The organism is Caulobacter ginsengisoli (genome assembly GCF_030814835.1).
GTDB classification, from domain to species: Bacteria; Pseudomonadota; Alphaproteobacteria; order Caulobacterales; family Caulobacteraceae; genus Caulobacter; species Caulobacter ginsengisoli.
In genome coordinates this window covers 280,144-301,155 of sequence record NZ_JAUSVS010000001.1, presented here as the reverse complement: position 1 = coordinate 301,155, position 21,012 = coordinate 280,144, and the positions used below count along the sequence as shown (strand labels likewise).

The window sequence follows — 21,012 nt, the reverse complement described above, 5'->3', positions numbered from 1 at the left end:
CCTACCCTTCCATCAACCGGTCCAGATGCTGGCGGATATGCGCCGCCTCCGCCGCCGTGTTGGCCAGCGAGATGGCCTGGCTGAACGCTTCCCGCGCCTCGTCCTTGCGGCCCAGCTGCAGCAGGAACGCCCCGCGCGCGCCGTGGAAGTGGAAATAGGCCTCCAGCCGCTCGCCCAGCGGTTCGATCATTGCCAGCGCTGCCTCCGGCCCCGCGACCTTGGACACCGCCACCGCCCGGTTCAGCGTCACCACCGGCGAGGGCTGCAGCCGCTCCAGCGCGGCATACAAGGCATCGATCTCGGCCCAGTCGGTCTCGGCCGGCGTGGCGGCCCTCGCGTGCAACGCGGCGATGGCCGCCTGGATCTGATAGGGGCCCGGCCGACGATGGCGCATGGCCTTGTCGATCAGGGCCAGACCCTCGCCGATCAGCGCGCGGTCCCATTTCGAACGGTCCTGGTCGTCGAGCAGGATGACCTGGCCGTCGGCGTCGAACCGGGCCGCCGAGCGGCTGTGCTGAATGACCAGCAGCGCCGTCAGCCCCATGATCTCCGGCTCGGCCGTGAACAGCCCCAGCAGCAGCCGGGCCAGCCGGATGGCCTCGTCGCAGAGCGCGGCCCGGTCGCCTTCGACCGCGGCGCTGACCGAATAGCCCTCGTTGAAGATCAGGTAGATCATCGCCGCCACCGCGCCGAGACGCTCGGTGCGCTCGACGGCGTCGGGGGCGCCGAACGCGATGCTGCCCGCCCCGATCCGCGCCTTGGCCCGGGTGATGCGCTGCTCCATGGCCGCCTCGCCGACCAGGAAGGCCTTGGCGATCTGTTTCACCGTCAGGCCCGAGACGATGCGCAGAGCCAGGGCCACCTGCTGGGTGGCCGGCAGATCGGGGTGGCAGCAGATGAACATCAGCCGCAGCACGTCGTCACGGTAATGGCTGCCGTCCAGCCGCTCGGCCAGCGGCGCCTCGACATCGTCGAGGTCGGAGATGGTCTCCTCCTCGGGCAGCGCCGTCAGCTTGGAAACCCGCCGCACCGCGTCGACCCCGGCGTTGCGCCCGACCAGGATCAGCCAGGCGGCGGCGTCGCGGGGCGGGCCGTTGCGCGGCCAGGACTTCAGGGCCCGCAGGGACGCCTCCTGGAAGGCCTCCTCGGCGGTGTCGAGATCGCGGAAATAGCGGAGCAGAGCCCCCACGGCCTGGGGGCGGGCGGCGGTAATCGTCGCCCCGATCCAGGCCAGATCACTCATCGGTTAAGGCCCGGCATGCCCGGCCCATCCAGGTCGAGGGCGGGCATGGGAACGCCCGGATCGAAGATGGCCATCGGGCGGATTTCATAGGAGCCAGTACCCGGATTGGCCACAGCCAGGTCCCTGGCGATGGCCAGCACCTCATCCAGGTCGGCGCAGTCGACGACGTAGAAGCCGAGAAGCTGCTCCTTGGTCTCGGCGAACGGCCCGTCCAGCACGATGGATTCGCCGGCGCTCTTGCGCAGGGTGGTGGCCGCCGTGGTCGGCAGCAGCCGCGCCACGGGGCCCAGCTTGCCGGCCTTGGTCAGGCCGTCCTGCACGTTGCGCAGCCGCACCATGCAGGCGGCGTCCTCCTCCTTGCTCCAGGAGCCAATGACCCGCTCGTCGTTGTAACAGAAGATGGCGTACAGCATGGCCGCGCTCCGAGTTCGTGCCTAGGACGCGCCACTATGCCCGGAGCCGACAGGACCACCAAAAAATCCTCACCCGGAGGAGGATTCGCCGGAAGCTAGGCCTCCGCCTTCAACCGGCTCGACAGCAACTCTCCGCTAGCCTCGAGGATCGGATACGCCGCCGCTTCGACCAGGTGGGCGTTGAGCCGCTTCAGATCCCGCAGCGCGTCGACATACAGCGCCGAGGTCTCCACCGTCTGGGTGGTCGCCCCGCGCAGCTGGGCGAAGTGGGCGGCGGTGGCGGCCGCCTCGATGTCGCGGAAGGCTTCCTTCTCGCGCATCAAGAGGCGCGCGCCGCGCTCATCGCCGCTGACGAACAGCGAGCCGGCGGTGCGCAGGTTGGCGATCAGGCGGTCGGTCAGGGCGACCAGCTCGGCGCGGTCGGCCGCGGTGAAGATCAGGTCGCGCTTCAGCCCCTTGGCGATCAGGGCCAGCAACCCCTTGTCGACCACGTCCCCCGCCTGCTCGAGATTGGTGGCGAAGGTCAGGATCTGGGCGATGCGGCGGTGGTCGTCGGCGTTGGAGGCCTCGGGGTCCAGCGAGGTGACATAGGCCTTGATGGCCCGGTTCAGCCGGTCCAGCACATCGTCCGTCCGCCGCAACTCGCCGATGCCTCGCTTGTCGGCCTTCTCGAAAGCGGCCTTCAGGCCCACCAGCATGGCCTCCAGCGCGTCGGCCATCCGCAGGGCTTCGCGCGTGGCGCCGCCCAGGGCGATGACCGGCGTTTCGCGCGCCAGGCTGTCCAGATAGAGCGAACGGCCAGGGTCCGCCGCCTGCGGCCGGGCCGGCAGCAGCCTTTCCAGCAGCCGCGCGTAGGCCTTCAGCCAGGGAAAGAAGGCGAGCGCCAGCACCAGGTTGAAGGCGGTGTGATAGTCGGCGACCGCTCGGGCCGGATCATGGGCGAACCCGGTCACCAGAGCGGCCGCATAGGGGAAGACCGCCAGAGCGACCACCACCCCGAAGATCCGGTTGAACAGATTGCCCAGCGGCAGCCGGCGGCCCTCGGGACTGGCGCCGGCCGTCCCCTCGACCACCGGATTGATCGCCGCGCCCAGGTTGGCCCCCAGCACCAGGGCGAAAGCCGTCTCGACCGGCATCACCCCCTGCCCGGCCAGCGACATGGCCAAGAGGACGATGGCCACGCTGGAATGCGCCGCCCAGGCCAGCACCGCGCCGATCAGGGCCACGAAGACCAGTTGGCCGGAAAGCTGGGCCATCACCTCGCGCACCAGGCTCGAGCCGGTCAGCGGGTGCAACAGGTCGATGAACTGGTGCAGAGCCAGCAGGATCAGGCCCAGGCCGATCATCACCCGCCCGAAATCCCGCAGCCCCGCATCGGCCCGCCGGAACAGCACCACCCCGATCAGCACCAGCACCGGCGCCACGGCGCTGATATTGAAAGAAAGGAGTTGGACGATCAGGGTCGTGCCGACATTGGCCCCCAGCATCACCGCCAGGGCCGGGACCAGCGCCACCAGCCCCTCGCCCACGAACCCGGCCGTCATCAGCCCGGTGGCCGTGCTGCTCTGCAGGACCGCCGTCACCCCCAGCCCGGCCAGGAAGGCCTTGAAGCGGTTGCGCAGGGCCGCGCCCAGGATGCCGCGCAGCCGCGCGCCCAGCGAGCGCTGCACGCCGGTCTGCACCATATGCACGCCCCACAGCAGCAGGGCGACGAACCCGGCCAGGTCAATCAGGGTCAGGGTAACGCCGATTTTCAGAGTCCTCCTATAGGCCATCCCCCAGCGGGATTCACCCGCCGCCTCAAGTGTTTAGGTGAACGTCTGGCGCCGCTTTGGCAACCGGTTTTTTACTCCGTAAACGGACCAACCCCAATCTGGGTTAAGATTGGACGATTTGCCGCGCCCACGCACAATGTTCATGCCTCGTTAGCCTCATCCCGCCAGGATAACCGCGTAAGATTGGAGAACCGCGTTGAGCGCCCCCGCCCGTGTGACCCCGACCCTGGAGCCGAGCGTCGCCGCGACGTTCGATGTCCTCTCCAATGAGATCGAGCTGGCCGGGGCCCGTTGCATCTTCCTGGACACGCTGATCGGCGAGCTGATGCCGACCGTGCCGCCGGAAAAGCGCGAGCGGCTGATCGTCGGCATGCACGCCGTCGATCTGCTGGCTCAGCACCTGACCAGCCTGTCGGCTTTCGCCCGCCGGCTGGGCGGCGACGCCCCGGCCGACGCCGTGGCCCCGGTCGGCCCGGCCCTGGCGGACATCACCCTGGGCGACCTGGCGGACCGCATGCATGTGGCGCTGGGCGGCGAAGAGGCCGGGCTCCAAGACCGTAGTGACCCTGGCGACCTGGACCTGTTCTGACCATGGAATACGATACGCGAGGTCTGCAGGTAATGGTCGTGGAGAGCGACCGGGCGGTTCTGGAGATGGTCCAGATCCGGCTGGACGTGGTCGGCTATTCGACCACGGTCGCCCGCACCGGCCGCCAGGCGCTGGAGGTGCTGCGCAATCTCCGCCCCAGCGCCCTGGTCATCGACCTGAACCTGCCCGACCTAAGCGGGCTGGAAGTGCTGCAGTTCATCAATCCCCGGGCCCCGTTCGCCGTCCCCGCCCTGGTGACCGGCAGGGGCCTCTCGGCCGAACAGGTGCAGCAGGCGGTCAAGCACGGCGCCCGCGACTGCCTGGCCAAACCCTTCAGCGGCGCCGACGTGCTGAGCCGCGTCCAGCGCCTGCTGCGGCGGCCGAGCCCAGGCCTGGTGATGCCGCCGCCGATCATCGACCGGCAGTCGGCGTACGTTTAGGGCCCTGCCCAGCGGTCGAACGCCGCCCGGTCGCCCGCGAACAGGTTCAGGTCCACCGGCCCCTTGATCCCGGCCACCCGCCCGCGGTTGTGGAACTGCCAGATCGTCCAGGCCGTCCGGCCCGAAGGCTTGAACACGATGGAGCGCCGCCATTGCGGGCGGTCCGGCAGGACGCCGCCATAGGCCCGGCGGAATTCGTCGGTCATGTAGAGGACGGCGGGACGGCCGGCCCGCTGTTCGACCGGCCCCAGGAAGGCGTCCAGCTGGAGGCGCAGGGCCGCGCCGTCGGGACGGGTCCCGCAGTTGCCACCGAACTCCAGATCGACCACCGGCGGCAGGGCGTCGACGTCCGGCGGCGTGGTGGCCAGGAAGTTGCGCGCCTGATCGACCCCGGGGCGGCAGAGGGTGAAATAATGATAGGCCCCCACCCTCACCCCGGCCTGCCGCGCGGCCCGCCAGTTCATGGCGAACTGGCGATCACGATGATCGCCCCCCTCGCTGGCCTTGAGGTAGGCGAAGGCCACGTCGTCGGCGGCCACGGCCGGCCAGTCGATGGCGCCCTGGTGATGCGAGACGTCAATGCCCCGCACCGGATAGCGCTGGCGGTCAGGCTGGAAGCGCAGAAAGGCCTGCCACCCGCCCGCCAGGGCCAGCGGCGCCAGCAGGACCAGGATCAGGACGACGAGGGCGGCCCGGCGAAACGTCATTGCGTTTCGTAGCCGCCCCGCTGGCGGGGCGCTACCTAGGCTCCGCGCACATCCCAGCCCAGTAGCGGCCCTACCCCGTCCTGGCCGGGCGGGTGGGACATGTCGTTGGCGTGACGCTCGGTCTCGCGGCGCTCGGCGACATCGCGGATGTGGCTGTCCAGCTCGGCCAGCTTCTCGGCCACGGTGGGCGAGCGAGCGGCGGCGGCCGACAGGGCCTCGTAGCCGGCCCTAAAGCGTTCCAGCACCTCCATGACCCGATGGTCGTCGGCCTCGCCCTCAGGGGCCTGGGCGAAGGCGAAAACCTCATCCAGGTCGGACTCGAAGGCTGGGCTGAGCGCGATATGATCCATGACGCACCTCCTCGATTGCCCCTAGGCAACGGCAGGAGGCCGAGTCGGGTTCCCTCAGTGGGTGGCGGGCGCGACGTTCGGCAACGGCTCGATGACCACCGGCGGCGGCACGAGCGGAACCGGGGCCGGCGGCGCGATCAGCGGCGGCGGGGGCACGTTCATCGCCCCGTAGTTCTTCACCTTCAGCAGGCCGCAGTTGTTGTCCAGCTCAGCCGGCAGGGCGGCGGCAAAGGCCCTCATCTTCTCGTCGCTGACCAGGCGCGAGAGGCCGACCTGGTCGGCGACCCCGCCCGGCTGGCGGCTCTTGATCACCGCCACGGCCCGCTGCCAGAAGCCGGACTGCAGGTTGACGGTCAGGCTTTCGGCGATCGACTGCTGCGGGAATTTCAGATTGTAGGCGAAGCTGCGCACGCAGGTCCGCAAACGCTTGAGCTCGCCCTCGACCTTCAGCGGCTGACCGGCGGCGTTGGTCAGGCAGCTGTCCATCGCCCCCTGCGCCGCCGCCGGGCCGACCGAGAAGCGGACATTGCGGGTCTGGCGCAGGCACCCTTCCAGACGGTCGAACGACGGGATGATGGCCAGCACCAGGGTGTTGTTGATCGGCCGGTAGATCGCCTTGTCATAGTCGCCGATGTCGAAGCGGAACTGGCCCTCGGTCTCCTGGAACACCTGCTGGGCGGCCCGCGCCTCGGCCAGGGCCTCGTTGGCGTCGCGCCAGCCGGCTGGGGAGCTCAGCACATCGAAGGCGCTGTCCAGGGCGTTGATGCGGTCGATGATCACCTTGTCGGTAAAGCGGTTGAGGTTGGCCCGCCGCCCCTCGAAGGCCTTCAGGCTCTGCTGGCGCGAGGCGATGTCGCGGTCGATGAAGCTGGTGGTCGCCGAGCTGGCCATGGCCGAGGCCGCCGCCGTCGCCAGCGAAGCCAGAAAGGCCAGCCACACCGGCACCCCGCCCTTGCGCGCCTTTGCGGCCTTGCGGGCCCCGGTCGTCCGGGGCTGGATGAACAGCCCCCCCTCGTCGTTGCTCTCGTCAGCCATGCTACGCCCCCTCACAGTCCCGCCGCCAACATGCGACGGGCGCGCCCCCGCGTGAAGAGCGAACAACCGGCAGGTTAACCGCGAGAAAGGGCCGCCGGGACGGTCTGTCCGCGGCGGCCCGAACCGTCAGGAGGCCGGGGCGGGCGCCGGCTCCTCTTTCGCCGGCGGCTTCTTGGCGTCCTTGCGGGCCTGGATCAGGTCCTGTTGCGCCTTGAGCAGCTCCTGCTGCGAGGTGATCTGCGCCTTCTGCGAGGCGAGCAGTTCCTTGCGGTCGTCGACCAGGCCCTTCTGGCCCCTGATCGATTCCGAAATCCCGGAAATGGCCGCCGGCACCAGTTTCGGGACCAGCGTCCAGCCCGCCGCGGCGTCGCTGGGCTTGTCATAGGCCACCGACTGCACCTGCCCGTCCTTCAGCTCGTATTTCTGCACCCGGGTGACCTGCCGGGTCCGCATCAACGGCAGGGCCTGGGGATCGCGCGGATCGAGGGCCAGGAAGGCCACCCTGGCGTCCGAACCCACCGGCGGCCCCGCTGGCGCCGCTGCTGCCGGCGCCGTGGGATCCACGCGCCTGACCCAGGCGGTGCAGCCGCGCGGCCGCGAAACCAGGAAGCCCGTGGCGCCCGAGCCGCCACCGCCGGCCGCCGGCGGGGTGGCGCAGCTGACCTGCAGCCAGTAGCCCTGGCCCGGGAACATCTCCACCCAGGCCGAAGCGCCGGCGTTCAGCAGATCAGGGCTGTTGATGTTGATGACATAGGGCTGGGCCGGCGCCCTGGGTTCCAGGGCCGGCAGGGTCCGCAGCTTGGTCGCCAGATAGGCGTCGGCGCGCGCCTTCAGGGCTATGCTGAAGGCGATCTCCGGTTCGGCGACCAGCTTGTTGGCGACCCGGTGTGGCGGATTGAGGTCAGCGCCCACGACCGATGCGGCCCCGCCTACCGCGACCCCGCCCAGACTGGGATTGGCCAGGCCGGCCACCGCGCCGACCGTCTTGAACGCCTGGGTGAGCGCCTCTCCGGACTGGTCCGCCGCCGAGGAACTGACCATGGTCGGCAGCCCCTGGTCGTCGAACTTGATGTCGATCTTGTCCGAGGAATAGCCGTCGTCCTTCACATACAGGGCGACGACATTGTCCGGCGAGGGAACCGCCTTGGTGGCGAAGGACAGGACGAAGGGCTTGACGCAGTTGGCGTCCCTGTAGGCCTGGACCAGCGCCGCGCCTTGGGCCGCGCGCAGATCGGCCAGCTTGACCTGCGCATCCAGGCTCTTGTCGAGGGTGCGGGCGGCCGTCTGTTCCTTGAGGCTGTCCAGCGTGCCAGGCGGGCCCAGGGCCAGGGCGTAGAGCTTGGCCAGGTCGGCCTGGTAGGCCAGCAGCCCCGCCGTCTGCTCGTCGGCCTTGGTCGAATAGGCCTTCTTCAGCGCCTGGCAGTTGTCCGACGCCGGCGGCCCGGCGGCTGGAGTTGTCGCGGGTGTCGCCGTCTTCGCTGTCTTGGCGGCCGGCTTCTTGGCCGGCGGCGTGACCGCGGGCGCCGCGGCGGCGTCACCCGCCGCGGCCGGCGTGGCCGCTCCGGCCGTTCCGGCCGCATCGGCCGCCGGCGGCGTCTCAGCCTCCGGCGCGGGGGCCTCGGCTTCCGCGGCGGGGCCGAGCGTGACCTTCAGCTGGGTGATGGCCAGCGGATAGCTGACATAGAAGCGCTCGCCCTTGCCGGGCGTCAGCGCCCCCTGGCTGGACCGCACCATCGAGCTGGTGCCACAGGCGGCGGTCATCCCGGCCAGCAGGGCCAGGCTCGACACGGTCAGACACTTGCGCTTCATGATCCCCTCCTAGGAATTGCATCTTGCTCCGCAGCATGGCCGGCCTAGGGGCCGCCCGCCGTGACGCCCGTCACGGCGGGCCGGAAAACCCGCTTCAATCGACCAAAGCCTGGTCGGGCAGCACGCTGGGCACGGTCGACCACATCTTGCCCCGCTCCGCCTTCTCGGCCTTGGCCAGGGCGGCGCTGGCCACCAGCTTTGCATGGTCGGGCAGGGCATAGGGTTCGGCGGCCTGCGAATTGACGCCGTAGCCGAGGTCGCCCAGGCTGGCGACGGTCAGGGCCGAAAGGGGATTTCCGGGCGTCAGCAGCGCCCCGGTCATCAGTTCATTGCCGAACAGCGCGTCCCGCCAGTGGGCGTCGCGCGAGCCCAGGGTTCCGCCTTCCTCCACCGGCACCGCCGAGGCGCCCGGGCCGGCCAGGGCGCGGTAGGCCGCCATGGCCTGGGCGCCGAGGAACAGCGGGTTGACCGAGCCGGCCCCCTTCAACAGACGCTTCTGCGCCCAGATCATGCCGAAGCCGATGACGTGCCCCATCTCATGGGCGATCACATCGTCGAGGGTGCCCTTCGCCTCCATGTCGGCAACGTCGGCGATGTCGAATTTCATCTCGCCCTGGGCCGGCAGATAGGCGGCGACACCCGCCGCCTCGCCGCGCAGAAAGGTCGGGCCGGACTGTCCCAGGATGTTGCCCCGGCCGTCGATCGGCACGACCTCGGCGCTGATCAGCAGCCCCTCGATGGTCCGGCCGTTGATCTGGATGCGGGGCAGATCCCCGACGATCACCGACATCCAGCGCCGGGCCGCCCGTTCGAACGCCGACCGCTGGGTCTGGGTCAGGCTGGAGCGGAACTCCAGTTCGATTGCGTAGGCCATGGGAAATGTTCTCCGTGAACAGACCCAGTCTGCCGGCCAGCCGCCGCCAGCGCCGTGACCGAGGTCACGCCGACGGCTCTGGGCCGCCGGCGAGTGGCTGGCCTGCGACCCGGCTGAGGTCGGCTACAGCGAAAACACCGTGTTCCAGCGCCCGTCCTCGATCTGGAACCCCCGCGTCTTGATCAGGAATCTCAGCACCGCCCGCATGTGACCGGCGCCATAGACCACCGAGATGCGGCTGGGGGTCTCGCCTGCCGCGTCGAGCACCTCGCCCAGTCGCTCGATCAGCCGGCGGTCGCGGATTTGCACGATGACCTCGTTGAGCCCTTCGGCCGCCGGGCTGAAGCCGAGCAGTTCTTCCAGGCTGGGGGCGTCGTCCATCCCCATGCCCTTGGCCAGGCTCGCCCGTGTGCCGAACCAGCGGCGCTGTAGGCCGATATAGGGTGAGATCACCCCCATCAGCAGCCGCATCCAGAGCGGAACCTTGCGCCAGGCCTCGGCCAGCTCCTCCTCGGTCAGGTCGGCATGGACGATGCGGGCGGCAGTGTCGGGCGGGGTGCGGGGCTGCAGCGCCAGGTCCAGGCGCGGCGACTTCAGCATCCAGCGATAGGAGGTCGTCAGCCGGCGCACGATCGGCGAATTGACCCCCTCGGTCAGCGCCACGTCGTGGGTGAAGGCGTCGTCGAAGACCTCGCGATAAAAGGCCGGTTCGCCGACATGGATCATCGGAAACAGGGTCACCTCGACCGGCGATCCGTGGCGCCTGAGCCGCCAGCGCGCGGCCCGGACGCCCATGACCGAACTCTCGATGATCTGCACTGGTCCCCCGAACGCCGCCGCCGCCCCAGGCGATGGCAGGGTTAAGGTCGGCCCTGGGCCCCGCCGTTGCAAGGCCCCGTCAGATCTGCCGCGCCCGGCCTTCCCAGTAGGGCGCCCGCACCTTGCCGCGCTGGATCTTGCCGGCCTCGGACCGGGGCAGGTCGCTGACGAAGTCGACGCCGCGCGGGACCTTGAAGCCAGGCAGGTTGGCGCGGGCGAAGGCCAGGATTTCGTCGGCCAGAGCGTCGCCGGGCTCATGGCCGTCCTTCAGCAGGATGACCGCCCTCACCTGCTCGCCCCACTCGTCGTGCGGCACGCCGACGGTGGCCGAGTCGGCCACGGCGGGGTGCTTGACCAGTTCGTTGTCGATCTCCTGGGGATAGATGTTGACCCCGCCAGAGATGATGGTCTCGGCGTTGCGGCCGGTCAGGAACAGGTAGTCGTCCTCGTCGAAATAGCCGACGTCGCCCATGCTGAAATAGTCGTCGACCCGCGAGGCGGCCGTCTTGGCCTCGTCCTTGAAATAGCTGAACCCGCCGCCCGGCGGCAGCTGGTGATAGATGGCCCCCGCCTCCCCGTTCGGCAGGTCCCGCCCCGCCTCGTCCAGGATGCGCACCCCCAGCAGGGCCGGCCGCTTGCCGACGCTGCCGGGCTTCTTCAGCCATTCATGGCTGTCGATGAAGAACCCCGCCCCGCCCTCGGAGCCGGCATAGTATTCGGTCAGCACCGGCCCGAACCAGTCGATCATCGCCCGCTTGACCTCCGGCGGACAGGGCGCGGCGCCGTGGACGATGAACTTCACATGATCGATGGGGTAGCGGGCCTTCACCGCGTCCGGCAGGGCCAGCAGCCGCTGGAACATGATCGGCACCAAGTGGAAGTGGGTCACCCCGCGCTCGGAGATTGTCCGCAGCACGCCCTCGGAATCCCAGCGGTCGATAAACACCAGCGCCGCCCCGGCCGCCATTGCCGCCCGCACGTCGAAGGCCAGGGGCGCGGCGTGATAGGCCGGCCCCGCACACATCTGGATCGAGGCGCCGGGCTCGTAGGCACGCCCCAGATAGGTGGCGAAGGGCGTCACCACGGGAACGGCACGATACACCCCCTTGGGCCGTCCGGTGGTGCCGGAGGTGTACATCATGCCGTTGCCCAGCACGGGGTCGGCGATGTCGGCCCCGTCGAACGACTCCAGGGCCGCCGCATAGTCCTCGAACCCCTCGATCGCCCCGCCGACCGCCAGCTTCACGCTCAGCCCCGGACATCCCGCCACCGCCTCAGGGACCGCCCCGACCCGCGCCTCGGCGATCACCGCCCTGGCCTCGCAATCCCGGATGATATAGCTGATCTCGTCCGCCGACAGATGCCAGTTGACCGGCGTCAGCCGCATCCCGCACCGCAGGGTCGCCGCCAGCACCTCGACGAACTCCACCCGGTTGGAACAGACCAGCGCCACCGAATCCCCCACGCCCAGCCCCCGCGCGCGCAGCAGCCGCACCAAGCGGTTGGCGTTGGCGTTCACGGCGGCGAAGCTGTGGGCCGTCCCGTCGGGATCGATAACCGCCGGCTTGTCGCCGATCCGCCCGGCCCAGACGGCGAACTGCATCCCCGTCAGAGCGGCGGCGTCCAGGCGCTGGGTGAGGTCTGTCTCGGCGAGATCCATCGGCGTCTCCGTGGGCGGTATCCGGCGTGGGATTAAACTGGGAAGACGAGAAGTTAGAGAAGAAGAGCAAGGGGCAGTGACTCGCCCCCGCCTGGGCCACGCTCGACCGGGGACTTACTGAGGCGCAAAGCGCCTCGAAAAAGATCGCCAGGCTTTGACGGCCCTGGCTCGCGCCAGCGCCGTCCCTTCCTCTTCTTCTCTAACTTCTCGTCTTCCCAATTTAATCCCACGCCCAATGCCGAACTCAATCAGCAACGGCGATCAGCATCTTCCCAGCATTCCGCCCCTCGAACAGCCCGATCAGCCCCTCCGGCGCCCGCTCGAACCCCTGCAGGATCGTCTCCTGGTACTTGACCTGCCCGCCCTTCAGCCACCCGGTCATCTCCGCCTCGAACCGCTCGTTCAGATGCCCGAAGTCGCTGGCCACGAACCCCTCCATCCGCACCCGGCTGTAGATCAGAGCCGACAGATTCCGCACCCCCTCGCCCCCGCCGTTATAGGTCGAGATCATCCCGCAGACCGGGATGCGGCCGCGCAGGTTCATCCGCGGCAGGGCGGCGTCCAGATGCGCGCCGCCGACATTCTCGAAATAGACGTCGATGCCCTTGGGCGTGGCCGCCTTCAGGGCCGGGGCCAGGGCCTCGGCCTTGTAGTTGATCACCGCGTCCAGCCCGGCCACATCGCGCAGCCAGGCCGCCTTCTCCGCCGAGCCGGTGGAGCCGACGACATAGCAGCCCTTGATCTTAGCGATCTGCGCCGCCACCGAGCCGACCGCCCCGCCCGCCGTCGAGACGAACACCTGCTCGCCGTCCTTCAGCGCCCCCGTCTCCAGCAAGCCGCCATAGGCGGTGATCCCCGTGCCCCCCAACGCGTGCATGTAGACGCTGAGCGGCAGGTCCGGGTCGGCTTTGAGCACCCGCAGCCCCCGGCCGTCGGACACGAACCGCTCCTGCATCCCGGCCCCGTGCCGCACCAGATCGCCCTCGCGCAGGGTCGCATGCCGCGACTGCACGACCCGCGCGATGCCGCCGCCCAGCAGCGGCGCCCCCAGCGGCTGGTCGGCGTTCAGCCGGGGCCGCATGTAGGGATCGACCGACAGCAGCACCGCCTGCAGCAGCACCTCGCCCTCCCCGGCCTCGGCCAGGTCGGCGTCCACAACCGCGAAGTCCTCCGCGACCGGGGCGCCTTGCGGGCGGCGGACCAGATGGATCTGACGGGTCGTGCTCATGCCTGCTTCTCCGCTTCCGCGTGCGCCGCCGCGGCGGCCGCCATCATCTTCTCGAACGCCCCTGAGCGGATCAGCTCGCGCCGCTCCTCCAGCCCGCGATAGAGCTCCGCCAGCGTCCGGGCGGCATGCTCGTTGGTCTGGATCGCCGCCCAATAGGCCGCGACATGCCCAGCTTTCGGGATCGGATCGTCCATCCCCACCGTCGGCAGCACGTTCTGGATCAGGAACAGCGCCGGGACCAGCGCGCAGTCGGCCAGGGTCAGCCGCCCGCAACAGGCGAACCCGTCCCGCCCGATCATCCGGTCCAGCGCCTTGACGTTGCGCACCACCTGCCCGCCCAGCAGATCGACGATCCCCTGGTTGCGGCTCGAAGCCCGGCTTTGAGCTGAGAGCATAAACATGTTGTTCATCAGATAGATGTCGCCAATCCGCGCCACCGTCCGGATATGCGCGGTCTCCCGCGGGCTGGTCCCCAGCAGCGACGGCTCGGGATAGACCGCCTCCAGATATTCGGCGATTACCTCCGACTCCGGCATCATGTCGCCATCGATATCCAGCACCGGAATGCGGCCGATGGGATGCTCCTGGCGGAAGGCCGGCATGCCGAAGTTCGGCGGTCGCTCGATGGCGATGTCGGTGATCCCCTTAGCGTAGATCTGCATCCGGACGCGGGCGGAATAGGGGCTGAGGTCGCCGGAGTAGAGTTTCAGCATCAGGAGTCCTTGGCAGTTGGCGGCGCTGGCTTGTTGCGCTTGTAGAGGGCCTCGAAGCCGGCGGCCATGAAGGTCACGAACCGGTCACGGACCGCCTCGAAATCATCGGACTTGCACAGATTGCCCGACAGGCGGTCGATGCGCCCGGTCCGGGACAGGATCAGCGAGTAGGCGCCGGATGTGAACTGGAAGCTCCAGAACAGATCCTCGGGCGCGGCGTCCGGCAGGGCCTTTTGCAACAGGCCGATCAGCCGCAGCACCAGCGGATCGAAATAGGTGTCCATCTTCTCGGCGCCGTAGCCTGGCGCGTTGTTCACCTGGGCGAAGATGCGGCCGAAGTTGCGCCAGCCCTCGTCGTCGTTGACGTAGACATCGAACGCCCCGTCGTAATAGGCCCGCAGCGCGCCCTCCAGGGTGGGATGGTCGCCAACCTCGGCCTCATAGGCGTCCAGCCCGGCCGTCCGCGCGGTGACCGCGTACTCGACCCGCCGCTCGAAGACGGCGTCGAACAGCGCCTTCTTGCCATCGAAATAGTAGTGGATCAGCGCCGGATGGATGCCCATCCGGTCGGCGACGTCCTTGATGGTCACCCCGAAATAGCCGAGCTGGGCGAACAGGTCCTCGCTGGTGTCGAGGATCAGCTTCACGCTGGCCGCCCGCTGCTCGGCGCGCGTGCGGCGACCCTCCTTTTTCACACCTGCCGCCATCGGGTTCCCTGATCGGACGCGTCCGAGCCAGGCGCCGTCCACTCGCTGAAATCACTTCCGACGATGGGGCGGCGGCCCTGGCGGGTCAAGCGAGGGCATTGCCGTCTCACAATTTAATTTAGTGCTAAATAAATGAAATTGACGACCCGCCTCTCTTCGGGTTAGCCCTGTGGAAAGCAAACGAAAAAGGGAGGGTTTCGTGGTCAAGGTTGGGAGAGGCACAAGGCAGATCGCGCTGGCGGGAACGGCGCTCGCGGCGGCGATGTTTTTCGCGGCGGGTCCCGGATGGGCTCAGACCGCCAGTCCGCCGCCGCAAGACGGCGGCGACACCACGGTCGATGCGGTGATCGTGACCGGATCGAGCATCCGGGGCGTCCCGCCGACGGGATCCAATCTCATCAGCGTCACGCGTGACGACATCGAGACCATCGGCGCCGCCAACACGCCCGACCTGGTCGCGACCATCCCGCAGCTCAACAGCTTCAACACCGCGCCCCAGCCCAGTCTCTCGGGGTTCGGTTCCTTCGCGCCCGGGATGCGAGGCCTGCCCGCGAGCGCGACGCTGCCGCTCATGGACGGCCGTCGCCTGGTCGCCGCGGCCGCCAATGAAACCAACCCCGATTTCCCGCTGATCCCCAGCCTGGCGATCCAGCGCATCGAGGTCATCGCGGACGGCGCATCCTCGGTCTACGGTTCGGACGCCGTCGCGGGGGTTGTGAACTTCATCACCCGGCGGAACTTTTCGGGCGTCGAGGTCTCCGCCAGCTACGGCGTGGCCGACGACTATCATTCGGGAAACATCGGCGGTCTGGCCGGCTGGAGCTGGGGCGGCGGATCGCTGCTCGCGGCCTATCAGTACACGGAAAATGGCAACATCACCGGCGGCGACAGGGACTATCGCCTGCAGGACTTCCGGCCCTACGGCGGCATCGACACCCGCGCCACATCCTGTCCTTCGCCGAACGTGTTGGCCAACACCTCATTCTGGTCGGTGCTGCAAGGCGCTCCGACATTCGGCGCGGCAAACCACTGTGACAACGGCGCCGTGGCGGACCTCGTGCCCAGTTCGCGCATCCACAGCCTGTTCGTGTCGGGCCGCCAGCAGCTCACTGACCAGGCCACCCTGTGGGGCGAGGTGCTCTATTCGGATCGCAAGGACGAGCTTCGCGCGGCCCCGCCGGCCCAGACAGTTTTCATCTTCAACACCAACCCCTTCTTCCAGGGTCCCCCCGGAGCCACCAACGAGTATGTGCTGTTCCGTCCGGACAACCTCATCGGATCGGACCACTTCACCAACACCGACGACCGGACGGCCGGGAATTCGTCGCTCGGCGTCGACTTTGCATTGCCGCGCGATCTCAACCTGAGCGTCTACGGCACATACGACTGGGCCGGCAACGACGCCTACATCCCCCAGATCAACGCCACCGCGCTCGCGACGGCCGCGGCCGGGACGACGACGGCCACGGCGCTGGATCCCTTCGGGTCCAGCACTTCGCCCGCGGTGCGCGCCGCCATTCTGGACTCGGCGACGGACGTCAACATCGAGCAACGCGCCAGCCTCGCGGCGGCAAAGCTCGACGGACCGCTCCTGGACCTTCCTGGCGGAACCTTGCGTTTCGCCGTCGGCGGCGAGATCCGGCGCGAGACGTTCGAACAGCGCGGGTTTGTCGGGGCGACCGCGGTTCCGGAGAACCTGGAACGGGACATCCGGTCAGTCTACGGCGAGCTCTTCATTCCGATTTTCGGTGAGGGGAACGCCAGGCCCCTGCTGCGGAGCCTGACGCTGTCGCTGTCGGGCCGGTATGACGACTACAGCGACTTCGGATCGACCAGCAACCCCAAGGTCGGTCTGACCTGGGAACCGGCCGAGGGCGTCAGCCTTCGCGGCTCCTACGGCACGTCCTTCAGGGCGCCGGGCCTGCGTCAGGTCGGCGCGACGGTGGGGTCCTACTATCTGAGCGCCAGCCAGTCGGCCACCTACGCCAACGACCCGACCCGGGGCGCGTCCCAGGTCAACACCGTCTATCTGCTCGGCGGCAATCGCGACCTTCAGCCCGAAGAGGCCACCACCTGGTCGTTCGGCGTCGACCTGCAGCCCGTATCCCTGCCGGCGCTGCGCGCCAGCCTGACCTACTACAATATCGAGTACACCAATGTGATCGGCACGCCGACGGTCCCATACGTCTTCACCGATCCGACCTTCGCGTCCCTGGTCTACCGGAACCCGAACGCGACCCAGCTCAACAGCCTCCTGGCGATCGCGACGCCGGTGAACCTGCCCGCGCCGCTGCCGACCATCGGCAACGTGCTGGACCTGCGTCTCAACAATTTCGGCATTCGCAAGACCGACGGCCTGGACTTCGACATCAACTATCGATGGTCGACGCGGTTCGGGGCGGTGTTCGCCGACCTGGCCGGGAACTACATCCTCAACTTCGACACCCAGTTTTCGCCGGGGGCCGCCGTCACCGACAGCCTGAAGCTCGGCACGCCGCGCTGGACGGCCAGGGGCACGCTGGGCCTCGACGCCGGCGCGCTGGCGGTGGCGACCTTCGTGAACTACCGCGCGGGGATCACGAACAACTTCACGACGCCGACGGGGGTGAGCGCCTACGAGGCCGATCCCTACATGACGGTCGATCTGCGGGTGACCTGGACCTTGCCGGATGTCGGCTGGACGAAAGGCTCGGTGCTGGCCCTGCAGGTCAATGACCTCTTCGATCAGGACCCGCCGTTCTTCCCGGCAACGGACGGCATCGGCGGCGCCTACAATCCGATCGGCCGCTTCGTCGGGCTCAACCTGAGAAAATCCTTCTGACTATGCTGAGTAAATCGGCCGGCGCGGCCGGTGATATGTCCGCTCGCGCCGACAGCTTCGATCCCGCGAAGCTCGCCACGATCAGGCCGGCTCTCCAGGCCTTCGTCGATCGGGGCGAGCTGGCGGGTGTCGTGACCCTGGTCTCGCGGGGCGGGGCGGTCGTCCAGGCCGACGCCATCGGCTGGAGCGACATCGAAGCCGGAACCCCGATGCGGTCCGACACCCTGTTCCGCATCGCCTCGATGACCAAGCCGGTCACGTCCGTAGCCGCCCTGATGCTCATCGAGGAAGGCCGGATCGCCCTGACCGATCCGATCTCGCGCTGGGTCCCGGAGTTGGCCGAACCACGGGTGCTGCGCAACGCCGCCGGGCCGCTGCACGATACGGTCCCCGCCCGGCGGCCGATCACTGTCGAGGACCTGCTCACCCACCGGTCGGGCCTGGCCTACGCCTTCTTCTCGGAAGGCCCGCTGCAGCAGGCCTACGACAGCGCCATCGGCGATCCGGCCATGAACCGCCTCACGCCCGACCAGTGGCTGACCGCGCTCGGCGCCCTGCCGCTCGCCTACCAGCCGGGCGAGCGGTTCCACTACGGCCACTCGAGCGACGTGCTGGGCTTCCTGATCGGCCGGGTCGAAGGCCGGCCGCTGCGCCAGGTCCTGCGCGAGCGGATTTTCGTCCCGCTGGGCATGGCGGATACCGACTTCTGGCTTCCCCACGACAAGCGCGGCCGTCTCGCCAGCCTGTATGCCTATGATGACCAGGCCGGCGGGCTCGGCAAGGTCGAGCCGGAGATGTACGACGCGCCGCCGGCCTATACGCCGGGCGGCGGCGGGCTGATCTCGTCCGCGTCCGACTATCATCGGTTCGCCCGCATGCTGCTTGGCGAGGGGGCCCTGGATGGGGTCCGCCTGCTGCGGCCCCAGACGGTCCGGCTGATGCGGACCAACCGGCTGACCGAGGCGCAGCGGCAGGTCCCCTTCGCGGGCATGCCGCTGTGGCAGACCAACGGGTTCGGACTGGGAGTCTCGATCGCCGAGAACCCGGCCGACAACCCCTATGCCTGCGGCGCGCCCGGCTCGATGACCTGGCCGGGGATATTCGGCACCTGGTGGCAGGCCGATCCGGTCAACGACCTGATCCTGATCTACCTGATCCAGCATCAGGTCCCGGTCTCGGCGGGCTCGGGGGCGACCATCGCCACGGGGCGCGGCGCGGCCGGCCGCCGGGCCTTGCCGGTGTTCCAGCAAGGCGTCTATGCGGCCCTGCGACGGCCCGGCGGCCGCTAGGCCTTGTCGATCGCCGCCGCGATGTCCTGCGCCGTCTGTCCGGTGAGGTCCTTGTTGATCTCGCCGATCAGCCTGGCCTGCAGATCCTTATGCCAATGCTTGCGCAGCTCGCCCAGGGTCCGGGGCGCGGCGATGACCAGCAGCCCCTCGAACCGGCCGGCCAGCGCCCAGCCGTTCAACAGCTCGGCCACGCCCGTCGCATAGCCGTCCTCGGCCTGGGTGTCGTTATCGGGATTGGCGGCGCTGGACCGATGCGCCGAGGCCCCGGAGACCCGCTCCGCCATGGCCGGAACCTCCACCGCCGTCAGCACAGGCTCGGCGTGACCGGTATTCCTGAACAGCACCAGCTGCTCGCCATCGACCACCGCCACCAGGGCGCCATTGGGAAGGATCATCGTTTGCTCTCCTGCGACAGGGAGCAACGGCTGGGTGAGGGGGCAGTTGCGTGGGCGCGCGCGCGCGCGTTGGAGGGAGAAGACTGGCCCAATGGAAAATAAGCATAGCGTCCCCCATCTCCTCCCTTATTCGCCCACCTATCTCCCTTGAGGATCGAGCCTCTCGGGATGCGGGAGGGGTGCGGCAGCGGAGGTGCGGCGAGGTCAACCCGGCGGGAGATAGAGATGGCATCCCTTCTCTCCACGGCACCGCAGCCAACAGTTGCTTTGCACCAAGAGCGGCCTACCTTAGGCGCTCGATTTGGATAGATATGCCATGGCCAAGCGAATTCTGATCCTTCACAGCGGTGGCATGGATTCAACCACGTGCCTCTATCAGGCAGTGGCCGACGGCGCGGAAGTCTTTAGTCTCGGCATCGACTACGGGCAGCGTCTCTCAGTCGAACTCATGTATGCCGCCCAGCATTGCACACAGCTAGGGGTGCCGCGCGAGGTGGTAAGCGTCGCATGGCAAAAGCCCGATCGCGACATTCCGCTCGGCCGTGACGTGGCCGAGATGAGCAAAACTGTGTCCACGGCTTTTCTGCCGGCGCGCAACGTTCTTCTGCTGTCAGTGGCGTGCGCGCACGCTAGCGGAATCGGCGCCGAGGAGGTCCATACTGGACTGAATTGTGTGGAGTTCTCAGGATATCCGGACTGCACCGTTGAGTTCTTTGAATCGTTTAAGGCCATGATGCAGATCGCAAATCCGGGCGGACCGGCAATCGTCGCCCCCCTTCTGACGATGACCAAAGTCGAAATCGCTGCACGCGCCAAGGCGCTCGGGATCGGCGAATTCGATACGTGGAGCTGTTATCGGCCGCAAATCTCCACCTCGGGCGTAGAGCCCTGCCACACATGTGACGCCTGCGTTCTCCACGAGCATGCTTGGCGGGAGTTGGCGTGAAGCGAGATGCGGCCTTTGTTGCCTGTTCGAAGACAAAAGCGGATCGTCCTCTGGCGGCCGCAGCCCTCTATGCGTCACCGCTCTACCGGAAGTCCCTACTAGCGGCGCTGGATAGCGCTAAGTCTGTTTTCATACTGTCGGCCAAACACGGAGTCTTACGCCTATCTGATCGCATAGAGCCTTACGATACGACGTTGAAACGGATGCCGCAGGCGGAGCGGAGCCGCTGGGGTGAGGATATCGACAGAACGCTAGACCTTTACGTGCCCTCCCGCAGCGCGGTGAATCTATTTTGCGGGGAGGAATATATCACTCCGCTTCGAGCAAGCTTCAGTCGCCACCGGTATTCCGTGCATAATCCACTCGTCGGACAATCACTCGGCCAGCGCCTAAGAACGCTGCGCGAAATGATCGAGGAGGAGGATCACCGCAGGCTGAAGAGCCGCTTTGACCGTATTCTACACAACCTTTGGATTGGCCAGGCGGGTGGACGGTTAATATCCGAGACAACGGGCAAACAGTCATGGCCCCGCCGAGGGGTCTACTTCGTGCTGGACTCCACCGTGGCTGCGGCCTCGGGCCGAATGCCTCGAATCGTTCGCGTTGGCACACACGCAGTGAGTGCGGGCTCGAAAACCACCCTGTGGGATCGTCTAAGCACGCACCGAGGGACCACCGTTGGAAGCGGCAGCCATCGATCTTCCATCTTCCGCTCGCACGTTGGGCGTGCATTGATGGCTCGGGATGGGCTAGATTTTTCAACCTGGGGGCAGGGACAAAGCGCTCCGAAAGACATTCGGGACCAGGAGCAGGAGCTTGAGCGTAAGGTAAGCGATACGCTGGGTGGCATGCGTCTTTTGTGGATCGACATTCCGGATGATCCCGGTGCTCAAAGCGACAGGGCGTTTATAGAACGGAATTCAATAGGGCTTTTGTCTCGACTTGGCCTGCTATCTCCAACAACCACCAAGGAGTGGCTTGGTCATTACAGCGTCGAATGGAGAATATCGGTGAGTGGCCTTTGGAACCTTGACCACCTCTTCTTGAAACCAGATGCCAAATTTCTGGACGTGCTTAAGGTATATGTAGACCTAACACTAGGTCGCGTCACTCAAGACGAGGCCGCCCAGTTGGTTGACAAGCAGCCGCATCGCTTGGCAGGCATCGATCAACTAACATTGTTTTCGGAGGGGAACTGA

The 21,012-nt window shown here is 67.8% G+C and carries 20 protein-coding genes; 6 read left to right on the top strand and 14 right to left on the bottom strand.

Annotation, left to right across the window (positions count from 1 at the left end; genetic code table 11):
- Position 1: 1 nt before the first annotated feature.
- The 3 genes from QO010_RS01395 to QO010_RS01385 all read right to left on the bottom strand — a co-directional run bounded on the left by QO010_RS01395 (position 2) and on the right by QO010_RS01385 (position 3,431).
- The gene (locus tag QO010_RS01395; RefSeq protein ID WP_307344942.1) at positions 2–1,243 is read right to left on the bottom strand and encodes an RNA polymerase sigma factor; all 1,242 of its coding nucleotides are present in this window, start codon (positions 1,241–1,243) and stop codon (positions 2–4) included.
- Complete coding sequence (locus QO010_RS01390) at positions 1,240–1,656, bottom strand: YciI family protein (protein WP_307344939.1); 417 nt, start codon at positions 1,654–1,656, stop codon at positions 1,240–1,242. The genes QO010_RS01395 and QO010_RS01390 overlap by 4 nt, the downstream gene beginning before the upstream one ends.
- Before the next feature lie 95 nt (positions 1,657–1,751).
- Entirely contained in the window at positions 1,752–3,431 is a 1,680-nt protein-coding gene (locus QO010_RS01385) for a Na/Pi cotransporter family protein (protein WP_307344936.1), read from the bottom strand.
- 196 nt (positions 3,432–3,627) lie between these two features.
- Between QO010_RS01385 and QO010_RS01380 the strand changes: the two genes are divergently transcribed.
- Positions 3,628–4,020, top strand: a complete 393-nt coding sequence (locus QO010_RS01380) for a DUF8776 family protein (protein WP_307344933.1) — start codon at positions 3,628–3,630, stop codon at positions 4,018–4,020.
- A gap of 2 nt (positions 4,021–4,022) precedes the next feature.
- On the top strand, positions 4,023–4,460 hold the full coding sequence (locus tag QO010_RS01375) for a response regulator transcription factor (RefSeq protein ID WP_307344930.1): 438 nt from the start codon (positions 4,023–4,025) through the stop codon (positions 4,458–4,460).
- Here QO010_RS01375 and QO010_RS01370 read toward each other — a convergent pair.
- The 10 genes from QO010_RS01370 to QO010_RS01325 form a co-directional block, all read right to left on the bottom strand.
- Positions 4,457–5,167, bottom strand: coding sequence for a GH25 family lysozyme (locus QO010_RS01370; protein WP_307344927.1), 711 nt, complete (start codon positions 5,165–5,167; stop codon positions 4,457–4,459). The genes QO010_RS01375 and QO010_RS01370 overlap by 4 nt on opposite strands.
- A gap of 35 nt (positions 5,168–5,202) precedes the next feature.
- The gene (locus QO010_RS01365; protein ID WP_307344924.1) at positions 5,203–5,517 is read right to left on the bottom strand and encodes a hypothetical protein; all 315 of its coding nucleotides are present in this window, start codon (positions 5,515–5,517) and stop codon (positions 5,203–5,205) included.
- A 54-nt stretch (positions 5,518–5,571) separates the two neighbouring features.
- Positions 5,572–6,552: a hypothetical protein gene (locus tag QO010_RS01360; RefSeq protein ID WP_307344921.1), complete on the bottom strand. Its 981-nt coding sequence runs from the start codon at positions 6,550–6,552 to the stop codon at positions 5,572–5,574.
- Positions 6,553–6,678: 126 nt separating this feature from the next.
- Complete coding sequence (locus QO010_RS01355) at positions 6,679–8,361, bottom strand: hypothetical protein (protein WP_307344920.1); 1,683 nt, start codon at positions 8,359–8,361, stop codon at positions 6,679–6,681.
- A 94-nt stretch (positions 8,362–8,455) separates the two neighbouring features.
- Positions 8,456–9,235: a leishmanolysin-related zinc metalloendopeptidase gene (locus tag QO010_RS01350; RefSeq protein ID WP_307344917.1), complete on the bottom strand. Its 780-nt coding sequence runs from the start codon at positions 9,233–9,235 to the stop codon at positions 8,456–8,458.
- Between the two features lie 123 nt (positions 9,236–9,358).
- Positions 9,359–10,054, bottom strand: a complete 696-nt coding sequence (locus QO010_RS01345; RefSeq protein ID WP_307344914.1) for a hypothetical protein — start codon at positions 10,052–10,054, stop codon at positions 9,359–9,361.
- A gap of 79 nt (positions 10,055–10,133) precedes the next feature.
- Entirely contained in the window at positions 10,134–11,714 is a 1,581-nt protein-coding gene (locus QO010_RS01340) for an AMP-binding protein (RefSeq protein ID WP_307344911.1), read from the bottom strand.
- Between the two features lie 244 nt (positions 11,715–11,958).
- Positions 11,959–12,942: an NADP-dependent oxidoreductase gene (locus QO010_RS01335; RefSeq protein WP_307344909.1), complete on the bottom strand. Its 984-nt coding sequence runs from the start codon at positions 12,940–12,942 to the stop codon at positions 11,959–11,961.
- Positions 12,939–13,655 carry a glutathione S-transferase family protein gene (locus QO010_RS01330; protein WP_307344906.1) on the bottom strand — a complete coding sequence of 239 codons (717 nt, stop codon included), beginning with the start codon at positions 13,653–13,655 and terminating at the stop codon, positions 12,939–12,941. Before QO010_RS01330 ends, QO010_RS01335 begins: the two co-directional genes overlap by 4 nt.
- On the bottom strand, positions 13,655–14,362 hold the full coding sequence (locus QO010_RS01325) for a TetR/AcrR family transcriptional regulator (RefSeq protein WP_307344903.1): 708 nt from the start codon (positions 14,360–14,362) through the stop codon (positions 13,655–13,657). Before QO010_RS01325 ends, QO010_RS01330 begins: the two co-directional genes overlap by 1 nt.
- 262 nt (positions 14,363–14,624) lie before the next feature.
- Here QO010_RS01325 and QO010_RS01320 point away from each other — a divergent pair, with 262 nt between their 5' ends.
- Positions 14,625–17,183, top strand: a complete 2,559-nt coding sequence (locus tag QO010_RS01320) for a TonB-dependent receptor plug domain-containing protein (protein WP_307344900.1) — start codon at positions 14,625–14,627, stop codon at positions 17,181–17,183.
- Positions 17,184–17,218: 35 nt separating this feature from the next.
- A complete protein-coding gene (locus QO010_RS01315; protein WP_307344897.1) occupies positions 17,219–18,472 on the top strand; it encodes a serine hydrolase domain-containing protein in 1,254 nt (417 codons plus the stop codon).
- On the opposite strand, the gene QO010_RS01310 is transcribed toward QO010_RS01315, so the two are convergent.
- Positions 18,469–18,867, bottom strand: a complete 399-nt coding sequence (locus QO010_RS01310) for a host attachment family protein (protein WP_307344895.1) — start codon at positions 18,865–18,867, stop codon at positions 18,469–18,471. The genes QO010_RS01315 and QO010_RS01310 overlap by 4 nt on opposite strands.
- Before the next feature lie 316 nt (positions 18,868–19,183).
- Here QO010_RS01310 and QO010_RS01305 point away from each other — a divergent pair, with 316 nt between their 5' ends.
- Together QO010_RS01305 and QO010_RS01300 are read left to right on the top strand one after the other, a co-directional pair.
- Positions 19,184–19,813 carry a 7-cyano-7-deazaguanine synthase gene (locus QO010_RS01305; RefSeq protein WP_307344892.1) on the top strand — a complete coding sequence of 210 codons (630 nt, stop codon included), beginning with the start codon at positions 19,184–19,186 and terminating at the stop codon, positions 19,811–19,813.
- Positions 19,810–21,012: a GIY-YIG domain-containing protein gene (locus tag QO010_RS01300; RefSeq protein WP_307344889.1), complete on the top strand. Its 1,203-nt coding sequence runs from the start codon at positions 19,810–19,812 to the stop codon at positions 21,010–21,012. The genes QO010_RS01305 and QO010_RS01300 overlap by 4 nt, the downstream gene beginning before the upstream one ends.

Coding starts and splice junctions, on each gene's coding strand:
- QO010_RS01330 (WP_307344906.1), bottom strand. CDS start 13,655: ATGCTGAAACTCTACTCCGGCGACCTCAGCCCCTATTCCGCCCGCGTC.
- QO010_RS01370 (WP_307344927.1), bottom strand. CDS start 5,167: ATGACGTTTCGCCGGGCCGCCCTCGTCGTCCTGATCCTGGTCCTGCTG.
- QO010_RS01315 (WP_307344897.1), top strand. CDS start 17,219: ATGTCCGCTCGCGCCGACAGCTTCGATCCCGCGAAGCTCGCCACGATC.
- QO010_RS01320 (WP_307344900.1), top strand. CDS start 14,625: ATGTTTTTCGCGGCGGGTCCCGGATGGGCTCAGACCGCCAGTCCGCCG.
- QO010_RS01375 (WP_307344930.1), top strand. CDS start 4,023: ATGGAATACGATACGCGAGGTCTGCAGGTAATGGTCGTGGAGAGCGAC.
- QO010_RS01310 (WP_307344895.1), bottom strand. CDS start 18,867: ATGATCCTTCCCAATGGCGCCCTGGTGGCGGTGGTCGATGGCGAGCAG.
- QO010_RS01390 (WP_307344939.1), bottom strand. CDS start 1,656: ATGCTGTACGCCATCTTCTGTTACAACGACGAGCGGGTCATTGGCTCC.
- QO010_RS01360 (WP_307344921.1), bottom strand. CDS start 6,552: ATGGCTGACGAGAGCAACGACGAGGGGGGGCTGTTCATCCAGCCCCGG.
- QO010_RS01305 (WP_307344892.1), top strand. CDS start 19,184: ATGGCCAAGCGAATTCTGATCCTTCACAGCGGTGGCATGGATTCAACC.
- QO010_RS01365 (WP_307344924.1), bottom strand. CDS start 5,517: ATGGATCATATCGCGCTCAGCCCAGCCTTCGAGTCCGACCTGGATGAG.
- QO010_RS01335 (WP_307344909.1), bottom strand. CDS start 12,942: ATGAGCACGACCCGTCAGATCCATCTGGTCCGCCGCCCGCAAGGCGCC.
- QO010_RS01350 (WP_307344917.1), bottom strand. CDS start 9,235: ATGGCCTACGCAATCGAACTGGAGTTCCGCTCCAGCCTGACCCAGACC.
- QO010_RS01385 (WP_307344936.1), bottom strand. CDS start 3,431: ATGGCCTATAGGAGGACTCTGAAAATCGGCGTTACCCTGACCCTGATT.
- QO010_RS01395 (WP_307344942.1), bottom strand. CDS start 1,243: ATGAGTGATCTGGCCTGGATCGGGGCGACGATTACCGCCGCCCGCCCC.
- QO010_RS01340 (WP_307344911.1), bottom strand. CDS start 11,714: ATGGATCTCGCCGAGACAGACCTCACCCAGCGCCTGGACGCCGCCGCT.
- QO010_RS01355 (WP_307344920.1), bottom strand. CDS start 8,361: ATGAAGCGCAAGTGTCTGACCGTGTCGAGCCTGGCCCTGCTGGCCGGG.
- QO010_RS01325 (WP_307344903.1), bottom strand. CDS start 14,362: ATGGCGGCAGGTGTGAAAAAGGAGGGTCGCCGCACGCGCGCCGAGCAG.